The organism is Methylorubrum extorquens, from assembly GCF_024169925.1.
GTDB classification, from domain to species: Bacteria; Pseudomonadota; Alphaproteobacteria; order Rhizobiales; family Beijerinckiaceae; genus Methylobacterium; species Methylobacterium extorquens_A.
Genome location: NZ_JALJXF010000001.1, coordinates 4,376,158 through 4,396,560 on the forward strand (window position 1 = coordinate 4,376,158; position 20,403 = coordinate 4,396,560).

14 protein-coding genes are annotated in these 20,403 nt (G+C 68.7%); 9 read left to right on the forward strand and 5 right to left on the reverse strand.

Features of this window, described 5'->3' with window-relative positions; genetic code table 11:
• Positions 1–7: 7 nt before the first annotated feature.
• Both rlmN and aroB read right to left on the reverse strand, forming a co-directional pair.
• Positions 8–1,285 (reverse strand): 23S rRNA (adenine(2503)-C(2))-methyltransferase RlmN, encoded by a 1,278-nt coding sequence (gene rlmN, locus J2W78_RS20445; RefSeq protein ID WP_253373432.1) that lies wholly within the window; start codon positions 1,283–1,285, stop codon positions 8–10.
• A 104-nt stretch (positions 1,286–1,389) separates the two neighbouring features.
• The gene (gene aroB / locus J2W78_RS20450; protein ID WP_253373433.1) at positions 1,390–3,129 is read right to left on the reverse strand and encodes a 3-dehydroquinate synthase; all 1,740 of its coding nucleotides are present in this window, start codon (positions 3,127–3,129) and stop codon (positions 1,390–1,392) included.
• A gap of 251 nt (positions 3,130–3,380) precedes the next feature.
• Here aroB and J2W78_RS20455 point away from each other — a divergent pair, with 251 nt between their 5' ends.
• From J2W78_RS20455 to J2W78_RS20495, 9 genes are all read left to right on the forward strand, one after another.
• Positions 3,381–4,112 (forward strand): TetR family transcriptional regulator, encoded by a 732-nt coding sequence (locus tag J2W78_RS20455; RefSeq protein ID WP_253374102.1) that lies wholly within the window; start codon positions 3,381–3,383, stop codon positions 4,110–4,112.
• 350 nt (positions 4,113–4,462) lie between these two features.
• Entirely contained in the window at positions 4,463–5,425 is a 963-nt protein-coding gene (gene mdh / locus J2W78_RS20460) for a malate dehydrogenase (RefSeq protein ID WP_253373434.1), read from the forward strand.
• Positions 5,426–5,582: 157 nt separating this feature from the next.
• Complete coding sequence (sucC, locus tag J2W78_RS20465) at positions 5,583–6,779, forward strand: ADP-forming succinate--CoA ligase subunit beta (RefSeq protein ID WP_253373435.1); 1,197 nt, start codon at positions 5,583–5,585, stop codon at positions 6,777–6,779.
• A gap of 8 nt (positions 6,780–6,787) precedes the next feature.
• The gene (gene sucD, locus J2W78_RS20470) at positions 6,788–7,675 is read left to right on the forward strand and encodes a succinate--CoA ligase subunit alpha (RefSeq protein WP_012253228.1); all 888 of its coding nucleotides are present in this window, start codon (positions 6,788–6,790) and stop codon (positions 7,673–7,675) included.
• Between the two features lie 224 nt (positions 7,676–7,899).
• Positions 7,900–10,890: a 2-oxoglutarate dehydrogenase E1 component gene (locus tag J2W78_RS20475; RefSeq protein ID WP_253373436.1), complete on the forward strand. Its 2,991-nt coding sequence runs from the start codon at positions 7,900–7,902 to the stop codon at positions 10,888–10,890.
• Positions 10,891–10,973: 83 nt separating this feature from the next.
• Entirely contained in the window at positions 10,974–12,317 is a 1,344-nt protein-coding gene (gene odhB / locus J2W78_RS20480) for a 2-oxoglutarate dehydrogenase complex dihydrolipoyllysine-residue succinyltransferase (RefSeq protein WP_253373437.1), read from the forward strand.
• Positions 12,318–12,503: 186 nt separating this feature from the next.
• Positions 12,504–13,907, forward strand: coding sequence for a dihydrolipoyl dehydrogenase (gene lpdA / locus J2W78_RS20485; RefSeq protein WP_253373438.1), 1,404 nt, complete (start codon positions 12,504–12,506; stop codon positions 13,905–13,907).
• Between the two features lie 208 nt (positions 13,908–14,115).
• Complete coding sequence (locus J2W78_RS20490; protein WP_253373439.1) at positions 14,116–15,741, forward strand: hybrid sensor histidine kinase/response regulator; 1,626 nt, start codon at positions 14,116–14,118, stop codon at positions 15,739–15,741.
• 59 nt (positions 15,742–15,800) lie between these two features.
• On the forward strand, positions 15,801–16,439 hold the full coding sequence (locus J2W78_RS20495) for a hypothetical protein (protein WP_253373440.1): 639 nt from the start codon (positions 15,801–15,803) through the stop codon (positions 16,437–16,439).
• Between the two features lie 8 nt (positions 16,440–16,447).
• Here J2W78_RS20495 and J2W78_RS20500 read toward each other — a convergent pair whose 3' ends face one another.
• The 3 genes from J2W78_RS20500 to J2W78_RS20510 are packed head-to-tail and all read right to left on the reverse strand — an operon-like array spanning position 16,448 to position 20,395.
• Entirely contained in the window at positions 16,448–17,050 is a 603-nt protein-coding gene (locus tag J2W78_RS20500) for a sarcosine oxidase subunit gamma (protein WP_253373441.1), read from the reverse strand.
• Between the two features lie 31 nt (positions 17,051–17,081).
• Positions 17,082–20,111: a sarcosine oxidase subunit alpha family protein gene (locus J2W78_RS20505; RefSeq protein ID WP_253373442.1), complete on the reverse strand. Its 3,030-nt coding sequence runs from the start codon at positions 20,109–20,111 to the stop codon at positions 17,082–17,084.
• Entirely contained in the window at positions 20,108–20,395 is a 288-nt protein-coding gene (locus tag J2W78_RS20510; RefSeq protein ID WP_253373443.1) for a sarcosine oxidase subunit delta, read from the reverse strand. Before J2W78_RS20510 ends, J2W78_RS20505 begins: the two co-directional genes overlap by 4 nt.
• Positions 20,396–20,403 lie beyond the last annotated feature (8 nt).

Here is a 20,403-nt window from a genome sequence, read left to right on the forward strand (position 1 = left end):
ACGAGAATCAGTCGACCTGATCGGCGTAGACCGCCTCCGCGCCCATGCCCGCCTCGAGCATCATCCGGGTGCGGGCGCGCAGCTTTTCGGTCTCGCTCTTGAGCTGGCCGCAGGCCGCCAGGATGTCGCGTCCGCGCGGGGTGCGCACCGGCGAGGCGTAGCCGGCATCGAACACGATCTCGGAGAACCGCTCGATCCGCTCCCAATCCGAGCACTCGTATGTCGAGCCGGGCCAGGGGTTGAACGGGATCAGGTTGATCTTGGCCGGAATGCCCTTGAGGAGCCGCACCAGGGCGCGGGCATCGACGTCCGAATCGTTGACGCCCTTCAGCATCACGTACTCGAAGGTGATGCGACGGGCGTTGCTCAGCCCCGGATAGTTCCGGCAGGCGTCGAGCAACTGTGCGATCGGGTATTTGCGGTTCAGCGGCACCAGTTCGTTGCGCAACTCGTCGCGCACCGCGTGCAGCGAGATCGCCAGCATGGCGTTGGCCTCCAACCCCAGTCGCTCGATCTGCGGCACCACGCCGGAGGTCGAGACCGTGATGCGCCGCCGCGAGAGCGCGAGACCCTCCTGGTCCGACATCACCGCGATGGCGTCGATCACCGCGTCGAGATTGTAGAGCGGCTCGCCCATGCCCATGAACACGATGTTGGTGACGAGCCGACCGGGCTCGCCGCCATCCTTGCCCGGCATCTGGCCGGTGAAATCGCCGAGGGCGTCGCGGGCGACGACGAGCTGCGCCACGATCTCCGCCGTCGAGAGGTTGCGCACGAGGCGCTGCGTGCCGGTGTGGCAGAACGAGCAGGTCAGGGTGCAGCCGACCTGGGACGAGACGCAGAGCGTGCCGCGGTCGTCGCCGGGGATGTAGACGCACTCGATCTCGGCGCCGCGGTTGTGGTCATGCGCGCCGGTCGGCGCCATGCGCAGCAGCCACTTGCGGGTGCCGTCACGCGAGACCTGCTCGGTGACGACCTCCGGCCGCTCCAGGGTGAAGTGGTCCGCAAGCTGCGCCTTGAGCCCCTTGCCGACATTGGTCATCTCGGAGAATTCGCGCGCGCCGCGCACGTAGAGCCAGTGCCAGACCTGGCTCACCCGCATCCGCGTCTCGCGCTCGGGCACGCCGATGCCGAGCATCGCCTGCTTCAGACCCTCGCGCGTGAGGCCGACGAGGGAGGCCTTGCGGCCGGGCAGGGTCGAGAGCGCCGTGACCTCGGGGGTCTTCTCGATTGCGGGGAGGGCGCGCGATGCGCCCGGGGCGGAGTCGAACGACGCCGTCGCCATGGCTCAAGACCTTAGAAAGCTGGAACGGCTCTCATATAGTCGTATTCGGGCGGGAACGCGACTGCGCCTGCTCCGGATCTCCCTTGCATCGCGCTGGGGCCCGCTCAGCCCCGCAGCTCCTCCTCCAGGAAGGCCCGCACTTCGCCCGCGTCGATGCCCGGCGCGATGAAGCTCTGGCCGATGCCGCGGGCGAGGATGAAGGTGAGCTGGCCGTCGCGGACCTTCTTGTCCTGGGCCATGGCGTCGAGGAGCGCGTCCGGATCGCCGGCCCCGCCCGGCACCTGTTGCAGGCGGGTCGGCAGGCCGGCGAGCGCGAGGTGGTTGGCCACGCGCCCCGCATCCTGGCCGGGGCAGAGGCCGAGCCGGGCCGAGAAGCGGAAGGCCAGCGCCAGCCCGATCGCGACGCCCTCGCCGTGGACGAGCCGGGCGGCGTCGTAGCCGGTCAGCCGCTCCAAAGCGTGGCCGAAGGTGTGGCCGAGATTGAGCAGGGCGCGCTCGCCGTCCTCCCGCTCGTCGCGGGTCACGACGCCGGCCTTGGCGCGGCAGCAGGCGGCGACCGCCTCGTCGCGCTCCGGCCCGCCGGAAAAGATACCGGCCCAGTTCGCCTCGCACCACTCGAAGAAGTCGGCATCGCCGATCAGGCCGTACTTGGCGACCTCGGCGTAGCCCGCCCGCATCTCGCGCTCCGAGAGCGTGTCGAGGGTGGCGGTGTCGGCCAGAACGAGGCGGGGCTGGTGGAAGGCGCCGATCAGGTTCTTGCCGAGCGGCGAGTTGATCCCGGTCTTTCCCCCCACCGAGGAATCAACCTGTGCGAGCAGGGTCGTCGGAACCTGGAGGAAGCGGACCCCGCGCCGCAGGGAGGCGGCGGCAAAGCCCGCCAGATCGCCGACCACCCCGCCACCGAGCGCCACGACAAGGTCGCCGCGCTCGATCTTCTGGGCCAGGAGCCCGTCGCAGACGCGGGCGAATTCGGCGTAGCTCTTCGAAGCCTCGCCCGGCGGCACGGCGATGATTCCGCAGCGCAAGCCGGCGGCTTCCAGGCTCGCCCGCACGCGCTCGCCGTAGAGGCCGGCGACCGTCTCGTCGGTGACAATACCGGCGGCCCTCGCACCGAGATCGCGCGCTTCTGCGCCCACCGCGTCGATGAGGCCCCGCCCGATTCGGATATCGTATTCCCGCCCCCCCGACAGGGGAACGTTTACACGCGAGGGTTGCTTCGCCATGGAGAATGTCAATTGTTGTGATTGTGTCGTATGAGATGGGTTGATGTGGACATCGAGCGCTTCCATCACGTCCTCCACCACGCGGTCGTGGGACACCTCACGGGACAGAACCGTGACATCGGCCTGGGCATAGACCGGATGGCGCACCTCCATCAGGGCGCGCATGGTCGCCTCCGGATCCTCGGTCTGGAGGAGAGGGCGGGTGTTGCGTTTGCGGACGCGTCGCATCAGCACTTCGAGGTCGGCCTTGAGCCAGACCGAGATACCCCCCTCGGCGATCCGCGCCCGCGTCGCCTCGCGCATGAAGGCGCCGCCGCCGGTGGCCAGCACCATCGGCCCCTCGCGCAGCAGACGCGTGATCACCCGCTCCTCGCCCCCGCGGAAGCTCGCCTCGCCGTAGATCGCGAAGATGTCGGCGATGGTGAGCTTGGCCGCCGCCTCGATCTCGTGGTCGGCATCCTTGAACATCAGCCCGAGGCGGCCGGCGAGGCGGCGCCCGACCGTGCTCTTGCCCGCCCCCATCAGACCGACGAGCACGATCGACCGGGCTCCGAGGCCGCGGCGCAAACGTGCTTCGATCGGTTCGCCGGGCGGCGGCGCCGGCGGCAGGGGGACGGTCATCGGGCGGTCATAGACGGTTTTGCGGACGCGGCGAAGCGTCCGGTACCGCCCTCGGCGCCGAGTCGAAAGCCCCACGACCTCGCCGTGACTGCAATCCAGACGGGATCTGCAGAAAAACCGGTGCCGGAAGGGGTTGCAAAGTGCCGCGCAGAGGGAAAGGCTTATACGCGAGCGCGTGGGACGGCACCGCTCTCGACCAGGCCTGCTTGGTCGAGTGCCCCCACGCTTGTTGTCTCTGTGCCGGGAAAATGATGTTGCCGTACGGATCCCTCACCCTTCCCGTCACCCTGGCCGAGAGCGAGAGGGAGGCGAGCGATCCAGTCTCCGATCCCCGTGCCGGCCCTCCTCGATCGTCGCGCCTCACCGGCCCTGCCGCCCGCGCCAGGTCCACACCGGTCTCGACGGACGCGCGGCTGCTCGCCATCGCCACGGAGCACCTGACCCGGCTCGGGCCGAAACGGGTGACGGTGGTGGCGGTCGCGGCGGAAGCCGGCATGACCCATGCCAACGTCTACCGCTACTTCCCCTCTAAGGACGCCCTGCTCGACGCGGTTGCCGGGCGCTGGCTGCGCGACCTGGAGACGGAACTCGCCGGCATCGCCGACGCACCCGATCCCGCCGACGACAAGATCGAGCGTTTCGTCAGCGCGCTGGCCAGCGCACAGAGCGAGATGCTGACCCGCGAGCCGAACCTGTTCGCCGTGCATCTCGACGCCACCGTGGCCTCCCGTCCGATCGCCCGCCGCCACCGCGTGCGGCTGCGTGCGCTTGTCGAGCGCGTGGTGGAAGAGGGCATCGGCACCGGCGTCTTCGCCGCCCGCGACCGTGAACGGGCCATCGCCGTCATCTTCGACGCGAGCTACCGCTTCACCCATCCGGTCGCAATCCAGCACGACGCGGATGTTCCCCGCGACCTGCTCGATGCCCGGCTCGGCGCGGTGATCCAGTCGATCCAGCGGGCGCTGCGGACCGGTACTTTCTGAATACGGAATATGATCTCAGTGCTGCATCGCGGCGGGGCCGGGATGCCACTCGATGACAGAGCGCAAAACCTGTCACCGACACCTTGCCGGCGACCCTTCGGCGGGCTCAATCAATATAAGGCGTTGAAATAAAATAGGTTTTATTGAGGCCCTCCAGGCTCGGCCGCTCTTCAAACCTTGGTGTAGCCCCGCTCCTCCCGACCTTCGTCGGGTTGAAGCGCTGTGGCTTTTCCGCCAAACACCGCCCCATCAGAATTGATCGGCGAAGGTTCGGCCGCAGCGCACCATCCGCGACATCGCTGACATGATTTCCGAACCGTCGCGAATTCCGACCGGAGGCTAGACCATCCATGGCACGCAGCAAGATCGCGCTCATCGGCGCCGGACAGATCGGCGGCACGCTGGCCCATCTCGCCGGCCTCAAGGAACTCGGTGACGTGGTGCTGTTCGACATCGTCGACGGCGTTCCGCAGGGCAAGGCGCTCGACATCGCCGAGTCCGCTCCCGTCGACGGCTTCGATGCCAAGTATTCGGGCGCCAGCGACTATTCCGCGATCGCCGGGGCCGACGTGGTGATCGTGACGGCGGGCGTGCCGCGCAAGCCCGGCATGAGCCGTGACGACCTCATCGGCATCAACCTGAAGGTGATGGAGGCGGTCGGCGCCGGCATCAAGGAGCACGCGCCCGACGCCTTCGTGATCTGCATCACCAACCCGCTCGACGCGATGGTATGGGCGCTGCAGAAGTTCTCGGGCCTGCCCACCAACAAGGTCGTCGGCATGGCCGGCGTGCTCGACTCCGCCCGCTTCCGCCACTTCCTCGCGGAAGAGTTCGGCGTGTCGGTCGAGGATGTGACCGCCTTCGTGCTCGGCGGCCACGGCGACGACATGGTGCCGCTGACCCGCTACTCGACGGTGGCCGGCGTGCCGCTGACGGATCTGGTCAAGCTGGGCTGGACCACCCAGGAGAAGCTCGACGCCATGGTCGAGCGCACCCGCAAGGGCGGCGGCGAGATCGTCAACCTTCTGAAGACCGGCTCGGCCTTCTACGCCCCGGCGGCTTCCGCCATCGCGATGGCCGAGAGCTACCTGCGCGACAAGAAGCGGGTGCTGCCCTGCGCGGCCTACCTCTCGGGCGAGTACGGCATCGACGGCCTCTATGTCGGCGTGCCGGTGGTGATCGGCGAGAACGGCGTCGAGCGGGTCCTCGAAGTGACCTTCGACGAGGCCGAGAAGGCGATGTTCGAGAAGTCGGTCAACTCGGTGAAGGGCTTGATCGAGGCCTGCAAGAGCGTCAACGACAAGCTCGCCTGAGTGACGCGCACAAAATTCCCGCTGCACCGTCGCCGAAGAAGGCGACACGGTCAGTAACCGGGAGTTTTGTGAGGCACTCCAAGCGCCGTCAGGCTCGGCGGCGGGAGGCTCGGCCGCCCGCTCAGCCCTCCCTCCCAGCCCGTCCGACGAGGTCTCGATGAACATCCACGAATACCAGGCCAAGGCTGTCCTGAAGGAATTCGGCCTGCCCGTCTCTCGCGGCGTGCCGATCTTCAAGCCGGAGGAGGCGGCGGCCGCGGCCGACGAGCTCGGCGGCCCGGTCTGGGTGGTGAAGTCGCAGATCCATGCGGGCGGGCGCGGCAAGGGCACCTTCAAGGGCGCGCCCGAGGGCGCCAAGGGCGGCGTGCGCGTCACCAAGTCCAAGGACGAGGTGGTGCAGTTCGCGGCCGAGATGCTCGGGCAGACGCTGGTGACGGTGCAGACCGGCGAGGCCGGCAAGCAGGTCAACCGCCTCTACATCGAGGAAGGTGCGGCGATCGCCGCCGAGTTCTACCTGTCGATGCTGGTCGATCGCGAGACTGGCCGCGTCGCCTTCGTCGTCTCGACGGAAGGCGGCATGGACATCGAGCAGGTCGCCCACGACACGCCTGAGAAGATCGTCACCTTCTCGGTCGATCCGGCCACCGGCATCATGCCCCATCACGGCCGTGCCGTCGCCAAGGCGCTCGGCCTCTCCGGGCCCCAGGCCAAGGAAGCGGGCGCGCTCACCGAGAAGCTCTATGCGGCCTTCACGGCCAAGGACATGAGCATGCTAGAGATCAACCCGCTGGTGCTCACCGGCGAGGGCGGTCTCAAGTGCCTCGACGCCAAGATCTCCTTCGACTCGAACGCGCTCTACCGCCACCCCGAGATCGTCGCGCTGCGCGACGAGACCGAGGAGGACGCCAAGGAGATCGAGGCCTCGAAGTACGACCTCGCCTATATCGCGCTCGACGGCACCATCGGCTGCATGGTCAACGGCGCGGGTCTGGCCATGGCCACGCTCGATATCATCAAGCTCTACGGCGAGGAGCCGGCGAACTTCCTCGATGTGGGCGGCGGCGCCTCCGAGGAGAAGGTCACGGCGGCCTTCAAGATCATCACCGCCGACCCGCAGGTGAAGGGCATCCTCGTCAACATCTTCGGCGGGATCATGAAGTGCGACGTCATCGCCCGCGGCGTGATCGCGGCGGTGAAGGCCGTCGGCCTCGAAGTGCCGCTCGTCGTGCGCCTGGAGGGCACCAACGTCGAGGAGGGCAAGGAGATCATCCGGAACTCCGGCCTCAACGTCATCCCCGCGGACGATCTGGACGACGCCGCGCAGAAGATCGTCGCCGCCGTGAAGAAGGGTTGAGCTGACAGATGTCCATTCTCATCGACCAGAACACCAAGGTCATCTGCCAGGGCTTCACCGGCAAGAACGGCACCTTCCATTCCGAGCAGGCCATCGCCTACGGCACAAAGATGGTCGGCGGCACGAGCCCGGGTAAGGGCGGCTCCACCCATCTCGGCCTGCCGGTGTTCGACACCGTGGCCGAGGCGCGCGAGGCCACCGGCGCCGACGCCTCCGTCGTCTACGTGCCGCCGCCGGGCGCGGCCGATGCGATCTGCGAGGCGATCCAGGCGGAGATCCCGCTGATCGTCTGCATCACCGAGGGCATTCCGGTGCTCGACATGGTGCGGGTCAAGCGAGCGCTCGAAGGCTCGAAGTCCCGCCTGATCGGGCCGAACTGCCCCGGCGTCGTCACCGCGGGCCAGTCGAAGATCGGCATCATGCCGGCCAACATCTTTAAGCCGGGCTCCGTCGGCATCGTCTCCCGCTCCGGCACGCTGACCTACGAGGCGGTGTTCCAGACCACCGTCGAGGGGCTCGGCCAGACCACCGCCGTCGGCATCGGCGGCGATCCGGTGAAGGGCACTGAATTCATCGCCATGCTGGAGCTGTTCCTCGCCGATCCCAAGACCGAGTCGATCGTGATGATCGGCGAGATCGGCGGCTCGGCCGAGGAAGAGGCGGCGCAGTTCCTCGCCGACGAGGCCAAGCGCGGCCGCAAGAAGCCGATGGTCGGCTTCATCGCCGGCCGCACGGCGCCCCCCGGCCGCCGCATGGGCCATGCCGGCGCCATCATCTCCGGCGGCAAGGGCGGCGCCGAGGACAAGATCGCGGCGATGGAAGCTGCGGGCATCCGCGTCTCGCCCTCGCCGGCCCGGCTCGGCTCCACGCTCGTGGACGTGCTGAAGTCCAGGTGATGAAGAGTTGAGGGGGTCTGTAACCGGGACCTGCGCGGCTGTGTTGCACCGCACGCGTGCTCGGGCGACCCATATGGAAGAACATGTCGGGGCGCGACCGTGCCCCGGCCTGATCCGGAGGCGCGAAGCGGGGTTCTGAAACCTCGCTCGGATCGACGCGCCGGATCGAACTCGACGCGGCGGCCCGCTGAGACAGCGCCGCCCGAGCGGTAGGACAGGCAGCGATGGCACGCCAGGACGCGAACGAAGCGCTTCTTCGAACCTCCTTCCTCTACGGCGCCAACGCCGCCTGGATCGAGGAACTGCAGGCGGCCTATGCCCGCGATCCGAACTCGGTCGATCCCGAGTGGCAACAGTTCTTCAAGGATCTGGGCGAGGACAACGCCCTGGTGAAGAAGAACGCCGAGGGCGCCTCCTGGGCCAAGCCGAACTGGCCGGTCGTGGCGAACGGCGAGATCGTCTCGGCGCTCGACGGCAACTGGGGCGCCCTGGAAAAGACGCTCGGCGAGAAGATCCAGGCCAAGGCTCAGCCCGGCAAGCCAGGCGACTCGACCAAGGGCGCGGCCATCGTCGCGGCCACCGGTGTCTCGGTCGAGCAGGCGACCAAGGATTCCGTGCGCGCGATCATGCTGATCCGCGCCTACCGCATGCGCGGCCACCTTCACGCCAAGCTCGACCCGATCGGGCTCGCCCCGCGCGGCGACCACGAGGAACTGCACCCGCAGCATTACGGCTTCCAAGAGAGCGACTGGGACCGCAAGATCTTCCTCGACAACGTGCTGGGCATGGAATTCTCGACGATCCGCGAGATCGTCGCGATCCTGGAGCGCACCTACTGCCAGACGCTCGGCGTCGAGTTCATGCACATCTCCGATCCCGAGGAGAAGGCGTGGATCCAGGAGCGCATCGAGGGCAAGGACAAGGAAATTTCGTTCACGCCGGAAGGGCGGCGGGCGATCCTGAACAAGCTGATCGAGGCCGAAGGCTTCGAGAAGTTCCTCGATCTCAAGTACACCGGGACCAAGCGCTTCGGCCTCGACGGCGGCGAGTCGATGGTCCCGGCCATGGAGCAGATCATCAAGCGCGGCGGCGCGCTGGGCGTCGAGGAGATCGTGCTCGGCATGGCCCATCGCGGCCGGCTGAACGTGCTCACCAACGTGATGGCCAAGCCCTTCCGGGCGGTGTTCCACGAGTTCAAGGGCGGCTCGGCCTCTCCCGCGGAGGTCGAGGGCTCGGGCGACGTGAAGTACCATCTCGGCGCCTCGTCCGACCGCGCCTTCGACGACAACACCGTCCACCTCTCGCTCACCGCCAACCCGTCCCACCTCGAGATCGTCGATCCGGTGGTGCTGGGGAAGGTGCGTGCCAAGCAGGACCAGAAGGCCAAGCCCAACGTCGAGCGCCGCCGTGTGCTGCCGCTGCTGATCCACGGCGACGCGGCCTTCGCGGGCCAGGGCGTGGTGGCGGAGTGCCTGGGCCTGTCCGGTCTGAAGGGTCACCGCACCGGCGGCTCGATCCACTTCATCATCAACAACCAGATCGGCTTCACCACCGATCCGCGCTTCTCGCGCTCCTCGCCCTATCCGTCCGACGTGGCGAAGATGGTCGAGGCGCCGATCTTCCACTGCAACGGCGACGACCCGGAGGCGGTGACCTTCGCGGCGAAGGTCGCGGTCGAGTACCGGCAGAAGTTCGGCAAGCCGGTCGTGATCGACATGCTGTGCTACCGCCGCTTCGGCCACAACGAGGGCGACGAGCCGGCCTTCACCCAGCCGAAGATGTACCAGCGCATCCGCAAGCATCCGACCGCGCTGGAGACCTACGGCAAGAAACTCGTCGCGCAGGGCGACCTGACCCAGGAGCAGCTCGACGCGCGCAAGGCCGAGTTCCGCTCGATACTGGAGGGTGAGCTCGAGGTCGCGGGCGGCTACAAGCCGAACAAGGCGGATTGGCTCGACGGGCGCTGGTCCGGCTTCAAGGCGGTGCGCGAGGACGTGGACGATCCCCGCCGCGGCCGCACCGGCGTGCCGCTCGAGACGCTGCGCGACATCGCCACCCGGATCACCACGCCCCCGCCGGGCTTCCACCTGCACCGCACGATCCAGCGCTTCTTCGACAACCGCGCCAAGGCGGTCGAGACCGGTGTCGGCATCGATTGGGCGACGGCGGAAGCGCTCGCCTTCGGCTCGCTGCTGATCGAGGGCCACCGGGTCCGGCTTTCGGGCCAGGACGTCGAGCGCGGCACCTTCTCGCAGCGCCACGCCGTGGTGATCGACCAGGAGAACGAGCAGCGCTACACCCCGCTCAACTCCCTGCGCGAGGGGCAGGCGAGCCTGGAAGTCATCAACTCGATGCTCTCCGAGGAAGCGGTGCTCGGCTTCGAGTACGGCTACTCGCTGGCCGAGCCGAACTCCCTGGTGCTGTGGGAGGCGCAGTTCGGCGACTTCGCCAACGGCGCGCAGGTGGTGATCGACCAGTTCATCTCATCGGGCGAGCGCAAGTGGCTGCGCATGTCCGGCCTCGTGATGCTGCTGCCCCACGGCTACGAGGGCCAGGGACCGGAGCACTCGTCGGCCCGTCTGGAGCGCTATCTCCAGATGTGCGCCGAGGACAACATGCAGGTCGCCAACTGCTCGACGCCCTCGAACTACTTCCACATCCTGCGCCGCCAGCTGAAGCGCGACTTCCGCAAGCCGCTGATCCTGATGACGCCCAAATCGCTGCTGCGCCACAAGCGGGCGGTCTCGAAGATCGAGGACATCGCCGACGGCTCGACCTTCCACCGCATCCTGTGGGACGACGCCGAGCACGACGAGAACGGCGTGAAGCTCACCCGCGACGACAAGATCCGGCGCGTCGTGCTGTGCTCGGGCAAGGTCTATTACGACCTCTACGACGAGCGGGAGAAGCGCGGCGTCAACGACGTCTACCTGATGCGCGTCGAGCAGCTCTACCCGTTCCCGCTCAAGGCGCTGGCCAACGAGATGACCCGCTTCCGCAACGCGGAGGTGGTGTGGTGCCAGGAAGAGCCCAAGAACATGGGCTCGTGGTCCTTCGTCGAGCCCTATCTCGATTGGGTGCTGGGCCAAGCCGGCTCCGCCTCGAAGCGCGCCCGCTACGTCGGCCGCCCGGCCTCGGCCTCGACCGCGGTCGGCCTGATGTCGAAGCACCTCGCCCAGCTCCAGGCCTTCCTCAACGAGGCGCTGGCGGTCTGACGCCGCCGGCACTTTTCGACCGACCCACCAACCGGGGCCGCGCCTGCCCGATGCGCGCCCCGAAACTCCGGTGAACACAGATTATGGCGACCGACATCCTCGTCCCCACGCTCGGCGAATCCGTCAGTGAGGCCACGATCGGCCGCTGGTTCAAGAAGCCCGGCGACACGGTGGCCGCCGACGAGCCCCTCGTCGAACTCGAGACCGACAAGGTCACCCTCGAAGTGAACGCCCCCGCAGCGGGCGAACTCGGCGAGATCCTCGTCAAGGACGGCGAGACGGTGGAGCCCGGCGCGGTGCTCGGCTCGATCGTCGAGGGCGGCAAGGGTTCGGGCAAATCGGACTCCAAGTCGGATGCGAAGCCCGCTCCGAAGAGCGCCGAGCCGGCCGAGACCAAGGCACAGTCCCGCGAGGAGAAGGGCGAGAGCAAGCCCGCCAAGGACGACGCCCCGGCCCAGGAATCCTCCGCCTCCTACGGCAGCCACGGCGACGCTCCGCCCACCGACGGGCGCCCGGCCGACGACAGCGGCCCGGCGGTGGCCAAGCTCGCCCGCGAATCCGGCATCGACCCGGCGAGCCTCAACGGCAGCGGCAAGGACGGCCGCGTGACCAAGGGCGACATGCTCGCCGCGATCGACAAGAACGGCCAGAAGGCCCCGGCCCAGGACGCCAAGAGCGAGACCAAGGCCCCCGCCCCGCCGCGCGCCCCCTCCGCGCCGGACGATGCCGCGCGCGAGGAGCGCGTGCGGATGACCAAGCTGCGCCAGACCATCGCCAAGCGCCTCAAGAGCGCCCAGGAAACGGCGGCGATGCTGACCACGTTCAACGACGTGGACATGGGCGCGGTGATGGCGATGCGCTCGCAGTACAAGGACATCTTCGAGAAGAAGCACGGGACGAAGCTCGGCTTCATGGGCTTCTTCACCAAGGCGGTGATCGGCGCCCTCAAGGACGTGCCGGCGGTCAATGCCGAGATCGACGGACAGGATCTCGTCTACAAGAACTACTACCACATCGGCATCGCGGTCGGCACCGATAAGGGCCTCGTCGTGCCGGTGGTGCGCGACGCCGACGACCTCTCGATCGCCGGCATCGAGAAGAAGATCTCGGGCTTCGGCAAGAAGGCGCGCGAGGGCAAGCTCTCCATCGACGAGATGCAGGGCGGCACCTTCACCATTACCAACGGCGGCATCTACGGCTCGCTGATGTCGACGCCGATCCTCAACGCCCCGCAATCGGGCATCCTCGGCATGCACCGTATCGAGGAGCGGCCGGTGGTGCGCAACGGCAAGATCGAGGCGCGGCCGATGATGTATCTGGCGCTGTCCTACGATCACCGCATCGTCGACGGGAAGGAGGCCGTGACCTTCCTCGTTCGCGTCAAGGAGGCGCTGGAGGATCCGGCCCGCCTCGTGCTCGACCTGTAAACAGCGCTGTCGGCAGCGATCGCGATGGCGGTTTCGCCCGCGATGGCTGCCGACACCGACCTGCCGACGGCCGTCAGTTCGTCGCCTTGCTTCTTGATTTCGCTGCGATAGCCGCGCTGGCGTCTCTCTTATTTTCTCCGCGCGCGGGCTTGCTCGACTTCTTCTCCGACTCGTCAGGTAGACTTGATGTCCTACGATCTCGTCGTCATCGGCACCGGCCCCGGCGGCTATGTCTGCGCCATCCGGGCGGCCCAGCTCGGGCTGAAGACCGCGGTGGTCGAGAAGCGGGCGACCCACGGCGGCACCTGCCTCAACGTCGGCTGCATCCCCTCGAAGGCGCTGCTGCACGCCTCTGAGGCGTTCGAGGAGGCCAACAAGCACTTTTCGGAGTTGGGCATCGACGTGGGCACGCCGAAGCTTGATCTCAAAAAAATGCAGGGCTTCAAGCAGGGCGGCGTCGACGGCAACACCAAGGGCGTCGAGTTCCTGCTCAAGAAGAACAAGGTCGACACCTATCACGGCCGCGGCCGCATCGCGGGGGCCGGCCGCGTCGAGGTGATCTCGGACGACGGCGGCAACCAGTTGCTGGAGACGAAGAGCATCGTCATCGCCACCGGTTCCGACGTGACCCGGCTGCCGGGCGTCGAGATCGACGAGAAGACGGTGGTCTCCTCTACCGGCGCGCTCGAACTCGCCGAGGTGCCCAAGCGCCTCGTGGTGATCGGCGCGGGCGTGATCGGGCTCGAACTCGGCTCGGTCTGGCGCCGCCTCGGCGCCGAGGTGACGGTGATCGAGTATCTCGACCGCGTGCTGCCGGGCATGGACGGCGAGGTCGGCAAGCAGTTCCAGCGCATCCTGGCCAAGCAGGGCATGGTCTTCAAGCTCTCGACCAAGGTGACCGGTGTCGAGACCGGCAAGAAGGGCCGCGCGACCGTCACCGTCGAGCCGGCGCAGGGCGGCGACTCGGAGAAGCTCGAGGCCGACGTGGTGCTCGTGGCCATCGGCCGGGTGCCCTACACGGAAGGGCTCGGGCTCGAGACGGTGGGTGTGGCCACCGACGACAAGGGCCGCATCGAGACCGACAACCACTACGCCACCAACGTGACCGGCATCTACGCCATCGGCGACGTGATCGCCGGGCCGATGCTCGCGCACAAGGCCGAGGACGAAGGCGTCGCGGTCGCCGAGATCCTGGCCGGCCAGTCGGGTCACGTGAATTACGGCGTGATCCCGAACGTGGTCTACACCTTCCCGGAGGTTGCCTCGGTCGGCAAGTCCGAGGAGGAGCTGAAGAAGGACGGGATCGGCTACAACGTCGGCAAGTTCCCCTTCACCGCCAACGGCCGGGCCAAGGCCAACGGCACCACCGACGGCTTCGTGAAGATCCTCGCGGATGCGCAGACCGACCGCGTGCTCGGGGTGCACATCGTCGGCGCGGATGCCGGCAACCTCATCGCCGAGGTCGCCGTGGCGATGGAGTTCGCGGCTTCCGCCGAGGACATCGCCCGCACCTGCCACGCCCACCCGACGCTGACCGAGGCGATCAAGGAAGCCGCGCTCGCCGTCGATAAGCGCGCGATCCACGTCTGATCCCGTGGCAGCCGGCCCTGGCCTTCCGGGTCCGGCTGCGATGCCGTGACGGGCGGCGGATTGGCGCAATCCAACCTGCCCGCCGGTTCTGCGACCTTGTGTCGTTCACGAAGCGTTCAAGCCGTCATTTCATCGGGAACGCGCTGCTGTAGCATCGGATTGACACGCGCAATCCGACCCAGTGGGTCGTCCCCGCTGGAAAGTTTCGATGCCTTCGTCACCCGAGAAGCCCAGTGCACCCGGGCCGAATACGCCTGTCACCGGCAGCGGTGCCTCCGGCGTCGTCGATCAACATCACGACATCTTCTTCGCGGCCGTCGAGACGACGCGCATGCCGATGATCGTCACCGATCCGCACCAGCCGGACAACCCGATCATCTTCGCCAACCGCGCCTTTGTCCGGATGACCGGCTATTCGGCCGACGAGCTGATTGGATCGAACTGCCGCTTTCTCCAGGGCCCCGATACGGACCGCGACACCGTCTCGGAGGTGCGCGACGCCATCCGGGAGCATCGGGAATTCGCCGCCGAGATCCTGAACTACCGCAAGGACGGCTCCTCGTTCTGGAACGCGCTGTTCGTCAGCCCGGTGTTCAACCGCTCGGGCGACCTCGTCTACTTCTTCGGCTCGCAGCTCGACGTGTCGCGCCGCCGCGATGCGGAGGAATCGCTGCACCAAGCCCAGAAAATGGAGAGCCTCGGCCAGCTCACCGGCGGCATCGCTCACGACTTCAACAACCTGCTGCAGGTCGTGTCGGGCCACAACGAGGTGATGCTGGCGCTGCTCGACCATCCCACCCTCAACGTGCCGCGGATGCGCCGGGCCGGCGAGGCGGTGCGGGCGGCGACCGATCGCGCCGCCAAGCTCACCCACCAGCTCCTCGCCTTCTCGCGCAAGCAGCGACTGGAGGGGCGGCTCCTGAACCTCAACGGCCTCGTCGAGAGCATGGGCGAGATGGCCGGGCGGACGCTGGGCGACGACGTCGTCCTGAAATCCGTTCTCGCGTCGGACCTCTGGACCACCCGCATCGACCCGACGCAGGCCGAGGTCGCCCTGCTCAACGTGCTGATCAACGCCCGCGACGCGATGCCGGAGGGCGGCTCGGTCACGGTGCGGACCGAGAACCTGCTGATCGAGGACGAGGACACCGCGCTCTACAAGACGGTGCCGCCGGGCGCCTACGTGGTGATCTCGGTGACCGATACCGGGACCGGCATGCCGTCCGAGATCCTAGCGCGCGTTATGGAGCCGTTCTTCACCACCAAGGGTGAGGGCAAAGGCACGGGACTCGGCCTCGCCATGGTCTACGGCTTTGCCAAGCAATCCGGCGGCTCGGTGAAGATCTATTCCGAGGTCGGGCACGGCACGACGGTGCGGCTCCTGTTTCCCGCCTCCGACCAGAAGGCCGAGGAGGAGCACAAGCCGACCATCCGCGCCGCCGACCGGCACGGCACCGAGACGGTGCTCGTCGTGGACGACCGGCCCGACGTGGCCGAGACCGCCGGCATCATCCTGGAGGATTTCGGCTACAAGGTCACCGTCGTCGACGGTCCCAAGGCGGCGCTCGAAATCCTCGACGGCGAGGGGCGCATCGACCTGCTGTTCACCGACCTCATCATGCCCGGCGGCATGAACGGCGTGATGCTGGCCCGCGCCGCGCGGGAGCGGCAGCCCAAGATCAAGGTGCTGCTCACCACCGGCTACGCCGAGGCTTCGATGGAGCGCACCGACGCGGGCGGCACCGAGTTCGAGATCATCAACAAGCCCTACAAGCGGATGGAGCTGGCCCGCCGGGTGCGCCGGGTGATCGACGGGCCGACCGGCGTCGGGTAGGGACGCTCGCCTCAACCTCTTGGTTTGTCCGCGGCACGGAAGGCGGGTAGAGGCGGCGGATGGCTGAGACTGCGATCCGCGCCGAAGCACTCCCCTTGCGAAGCCGCCATTCCCATCGGGTCGCGCGGAGGGTTCTGGCTGGCCTCACAGTGCTCGTGGCGCTTCCGTTTCCGGCGCTCGGCGCAGGCCAGGGCGCGGCGGCCACCGCGTATCCGCTGGCCTGCGCCTACTTTCGACGGGATCTCGACTCGTACGAGCATTGCGCCCGGCGTGAGGGCGGGATGGTCCGGGTCGCTCCGGCGCACGCCGCGCGGATGCAGTTCGAGCGCGGCTTGGCCGAGTTGCGCGTGCCGGGAGTCGGCTGTCTCTGGGCACGCCGCGACGGCCTCGCACTGCCCGTCTACATGCTCGACAACGGGCCGGACCCGTTCGCGCAAGGCCTCGTGCGCAGTCGGCGCGAGCGCAAGGTCGCCTTCTACGACCGCCGGCTGCGGCTCGTCCTCGCCACGCCCTACGACTGGTCCTTCCCATTCAACGCCCGCGGCGAGGCGCTGGTCTGCGAGGGCTGCCGCTCGGACGGACGCGAGCCCGCCTCCATGGTCGGCGGGCGCTGGGGCCTCATCGACCGGACGGGGCGCCTCGTCATGCCGCTCTCCGAGAACGGCGCCGCGGACCGGCGCTATTTCGGCCGGCGCTGATCCGCGCCCTACGCGCCCTCGACCTCGTAGCCGAACTCGGCCGCCGCGTGCTCCAGCCAGCGCCAGAAGCTGCCGGCGAAGCTGCGGGCGACGGCGAGGTCGTAGGTCGGGCCGGCATCGCGCTGCCAAAGCTGCACGCCGATATGGGCGATGCTCGTCACCGCCGCCCGGCCCGGCCCGAAGGCGCGAGGATGCAGATCGATCGCGACGCCCTTGGCGAGTAGGGCGCGGGCCTGCGGACCGGAGATCCGCACCAGGGCGCGGCTGTCGCTCTGGTCGGTGACTGCCGCGACGCCGCGCAGGGTCTCGGGCAGATCCCACAGATCGCGCGGTGATGGCGCCACCGCGAGCCACTGGCCGGGCGCGGACCAAACCAAACCCGTCTCACCCTCGAAGACGGCGGTGCCGGCCTCCGGCAGGGACGGGCCGAACCGATCCGCGAGAGCGGCTTGTAAGTCGGCTTCTTTTCCATCCGCCGCGATGAGCGTGGCGAGGCCGCAGCCTTCGCGGAGCCGCAGGCGGATGCCCGCTGGGCCCTTCGCCGCGCCGTGCCGTCCGGTCTTCGCGGCCCCTTCCCAGGCGCCGCGGGGGCGCCAGAGGGATGCGGGCATTTGGAAAGCCGAAGCTTGGATCGTTGCCGCCTCAGACACGCAGCTTCTCCTCCTTGGGATCGACGAAGACCGGCGAACAGATCTCGACCTCGATGTCGGCGCCGCGCACCGGATCGGCGGCGCGCACCCGCTCGCCGTGACGCTCCGTCCCGCGCCGGATCAGGCCGAGGCCGATCCAGCCTTTCAGGCTCGGCGAGTAGGCGACCGAGGTCATCACGCCCTCGTCCGCCTCCAGGCTCGGCTCCGCGTCGAGACTCAGGAAATGCGCGCCTGCCCGTAGCCGCACGCCGGGATCGACCGGCCGGAAACCGGCCAGGATCGGACGGGCCGGATCGACCAGCCCCGGACGCTCCTTCATCAGGCGGCCGACATAGTCCTTCTTCTTGGCGAGCATCCCGCCGAGACCGAGGTCGCGGGCGGTAGTCTGGCCGTTGATTTCGGCACCCGCCGCGTGGCCCTTCTCGATGCGCATCACCGAGAGCGCCTCCGAACCGTAGGCGGTGATGCCGTAGGGCAGGCCCGCCTGCATGACCGCCCGCCACGCGGCGTCGCCGTAGGCGGCCGGCACCGCCAACTCGTAGGCGAGTTCACCCGAGAACGAGATGCGGAACAGCCGCGCCGGGATGCCGCCGCCGACGGTGATGTCGGCGCAGGCGAGGAACGGGAAGGCCTCGTTGGAGAGGTCGAAGCCGGGATCGACGATCCGGCGGAGCGTATCGCGGGCGCGGGGGCCGGCGACCGCATATTGCGCCCATTGCTCGCTGACCGAGGCGAGTTGCACGTCGAGCTCCGGCCATAACCATTGCCGGCAAAATTCGAGGTGCTGCATCACCCGCGCGGCGTTCGCCGTCGAGGCGGTCATGACGTAGTGCGTCTCGCCGAGGCGCGCGACGGTGCCGTCATCCAGGATGAAGCCGTCCTCGCGCAGCAGCACGGCGTAGCGGGCCTTGCCGACGGGCAGCGTTGCGAAGGGGTTGGCGCAGACCCGCTCGATGAACGCTAGCGCATCGCGGCCCTGGATGTCGATCTTGCCGAGCGTGGTGACGTCGCAGATCCCGACGCGGGCGCGCACGGTCTCGACCTCCCGCACCACCGTGTCGAGCCAATCCGTCTCGTCGGCGCGGGGGAAGTAGGCCGGGCGCAGCCACAGGCCGGTCTCGACGAAGACGCCGCCGTTCTCCTCGGCCCAGGCGTGCGACGGGACATGGCGGGTGGCACGGAATTCCTTGCCGCGGTGATGGCCGGCAAAGGCGCCGATGGCGACGGGGGTGAAGGGCGGGCGGAACACCGTGGTGCCGACGCTCGGGATGTCCTTGCCCGTCAGCTCGGCCATGATCGACAGGCCGGCGAGGTTCGAGGTCTTGCCCTGGTCGGTCGCCATGCCGAGCGTGGTGTAGCGCTTCAGCAGCTCGACCGCGCGGAACCCCTCGCGGTGGGCGAGTTCGACGTCGGAGGCGGCCACGTCGTTCTGAAAATCGACAAAGGCCTTTCCGCGGGGCTTGGGCACGCGCCAGAGCGGGGTGTGACTCACGCTCTCCGGGTCGGTCAGCGGCGCGGCCTCGGGCATCGCGGTGAAACCGCAATCGGTCGCCGCCTCCGCGCCGGCCTGCGCGCCGGTCTCCAGGCATTCGGCGAGGGTGAAGCGCCCGGCGGCGGCGCCCGCCGCCCGCATGCCGGAGGGGAGGGTGCCCGGCACGAAGGCGTGGATCGCCCCGTCCCAGACCGGCCGGCGGGAGAGATGCGAGTCGAGGTGGACGATCGGGTTCCAGCCATTGGCCATGGCGAGGCCGTCGCAGGGAATGGTCTCGGTGCTGTTGTAGCCGTCCACGACCTGGATCGCGCTGAGGCCCAGATGGCCCTTGGTGCCGGCAACGTATCCGCCGGTCACCACCCGCGCCCCGGCGGCTTCCGCCATCCGGCGCAAGGCGGGGGCAACGGTGGTGCGGGTGTCGATCACCGCCGCAAGCCCGCCGCCCGCGGCCAGGATGTCGGCGGCAGTGCGCCAGCCGTCGTCGCTCGACGTGAACACCGCGAGGCGCCGGCCCGGCAAGACGCCGTAGCGGTTGAGATAGGTCCGCACCGCGCCGGCCAGCATCACGCCGGGGCGATCGTTGCCGCCGAAGACGTGCGGGCGCTCGATGGCGCCGGCCGCGAGCACCGCGCGCCGCGCCACGATCCGCCACAGCCGCTGGCGCGGGGCGTGGGCCGGGGGCACCGCGAGATGGTCGGAGACGCGCTCGACCGCACCGTAGGCGCCGTGGTCGTAGACGCCGAACAAGGTGGTGCGCGACAGGATGCGCACCTCGGCCAAGCTCTCCAGTTCGGCCACCGCCCGGGCGGCCCACTCGGCCCCGCTCGCGCCGCCGATCTCGCGACGCTCCGCCAGCAGGCGGCCGCCAATCGAAAAATCCTCGTCGACCAGGATCACCCGCGCGCCGGAGCGGCCCGCAGTGAGCGCCGCCGAAAGACCGGCCGGGCCGCCGCCGATGACGAGCACGTCGCAATGGGCATGAACGTGGTCGTAGGTGTCAGGATCGGGGGCGTCGGCGGCCCGGCCGAGGCCGGCTGCACGCCGGATCATCGGCTCGTAGAGCTTCTCCCAGAACGCGGCCGGCCACATGAAGGTCTTGTAGTAGAAGCCCGCCGCGAAGACGGGGCTGAGCAGCGCGTTGACCGAGAGCGCATCCACGGCGAGCGAGGGCCAGCGGTTCTGGCTCGTCGCCTCCAACCCCTCGTAGAGTTCGGCCATGGTGGCGCGGGTGTTGGGCTCGCGTCGCGCCCCGGAGCGCAGTTCCACCAGGGCGTTCGGCTCCTCCGAACCCGCCGAGAGGATGCCGCGGGGCCGGTGATACTTGAACGAGCGGCCGACGAGGCGCACGCCGTTGGCGAGCAGCGCCGAGGCCAGCGTGTCGCCATGGAAGCCGGTGAGGCGCCGCCCGTCGAAGGTGAAGTCGCGCGGCCGGCTCCGGTCGATCAGGCCGCCGGCGGCGGTGCGGAACGGCTGGTCGGCCGCGTTCGCGGGAGCGGGCGCCTCGGCGCGCTGAAGGGCGAGCGTGGTCATGCGGCCTCTCCCGAGCGGTGCGCCCGCGCGACGTCGCGCGCCGGCTCGACCGATTCGATCGCGTGGGTGCGGGTGTCGCGGGTCACGACCAGCCAGGAGCGGCATCCGGCAGCGTGGTACCAGAGTTCGCGGATGGTCCCGGCGGGGTTGTCGCGCAGATAGACGTAGTCGTGCATGGCTTGCGCCGAGGCATCCATCCCGTCGGGACGCACGGGGGCGGCGTCGCCGAGATAGCTGAACTCACCGTTGTCGCGCTCGCCGCAATGGGGGCATCGGATGCGCATGGCGTGTC

Bases quoted from the DNA above. Each gene is read 5' to 3' on its own strand.
- rlmN (WP_253373432.1), bottom strand. From the start codon at position 1,285: ATGGCGACGGCGTCGTTCGACTCCGCCCCGGGCGCATCGCGCGCCCTC.
- aroB (WP_253373433.1), bottom strand. From the start codon at position 3,129: ATGACCGTCCCCCTGCCGCCGGCGCCGCCGCCCGGCGAACCGATCGAA.
- J2W78_RS20455 (WP_253374102.1), top strand. From the start codon at position 3,381: ATGTTGCCGTACGGATCCCTCACCCTTCCCGTCACCCTGGCCGAGAGC.
- mdh (WP_253373434.1), top strand. From the start codon at position 4,463: ATGGCACGCAGCAAGATCGCGCTCATCGGCGCCGGACAGATCGGCGGC.
- sucC (WP_253373435.1), top strand. From the start codon at position 5,583: ATGAACATCCACGAATACCAGGCCAAGGCTGTCCTGAAGGAATTCGGC.
- sucD (WP_012253228.1), top strand. From the start codon at position 6,788: ATGTCCATTCTCATCGACCAGAACACCAAGGTCATCTGCCAGGGCTTC.
- J2W78_RS20475 (WP_253373436.1), top strand. From the start codon at position 7,900: ATGGCACGCCAGGACGCGAACGAAGCGCTTCTTCGAACCTCCTTCCTC.
- odhB (WP_253373437.1), top strand. From the start codon at position 10,974: ATGGCGACCGACATCCTCGTCCCCACGCTCGGCGAATCCGTCAGTGAG.
- lpdA (WP_253373438.1), top strand. From the start codon at position 12,504: ATGTCCTACGATCTCGTCGTCATCGGCACCGGCCCCGGCGGCTATGTC.
- J2W78_RS20490 (WP_253373439.1), top strand. From the start codon at position 14,116: ATGCCTTCGTCACCCGAGAAGCCCAGTGCACCCGGGCCGAATACGCCT.
- J2W78_RS20495 (WP_253373440.1), top strand. From the start codon at position 15,801: ATGGCTGAGACTGCGATCCGCGCCGAAGCACTCCCCTTGCGAAGCCGC.
- J2W78_RS20500 (WP_253373441.1), bottom strand. From the start codon at position 17,050: ATGCCCGCATCCCTCTGGCGCCCCCGCGGCGCCTGGGAAGGGGCCGCG.
- J2W78_RS20505 (WP_253373442.1), bottom strand. From the start codon at position 20,111: ATGACCACGCTCGCCCTTCAGCGCGCCGAGGCGCCCGCTCCCGCGAAC.
- J2W78_RS20510 (WP_253373443.1), bottom strand. From the start codon at position 20,395: ATGCGCATCCGATGCCCCCATTGCGGCGAGCGCGACAACGGTGAGTTC.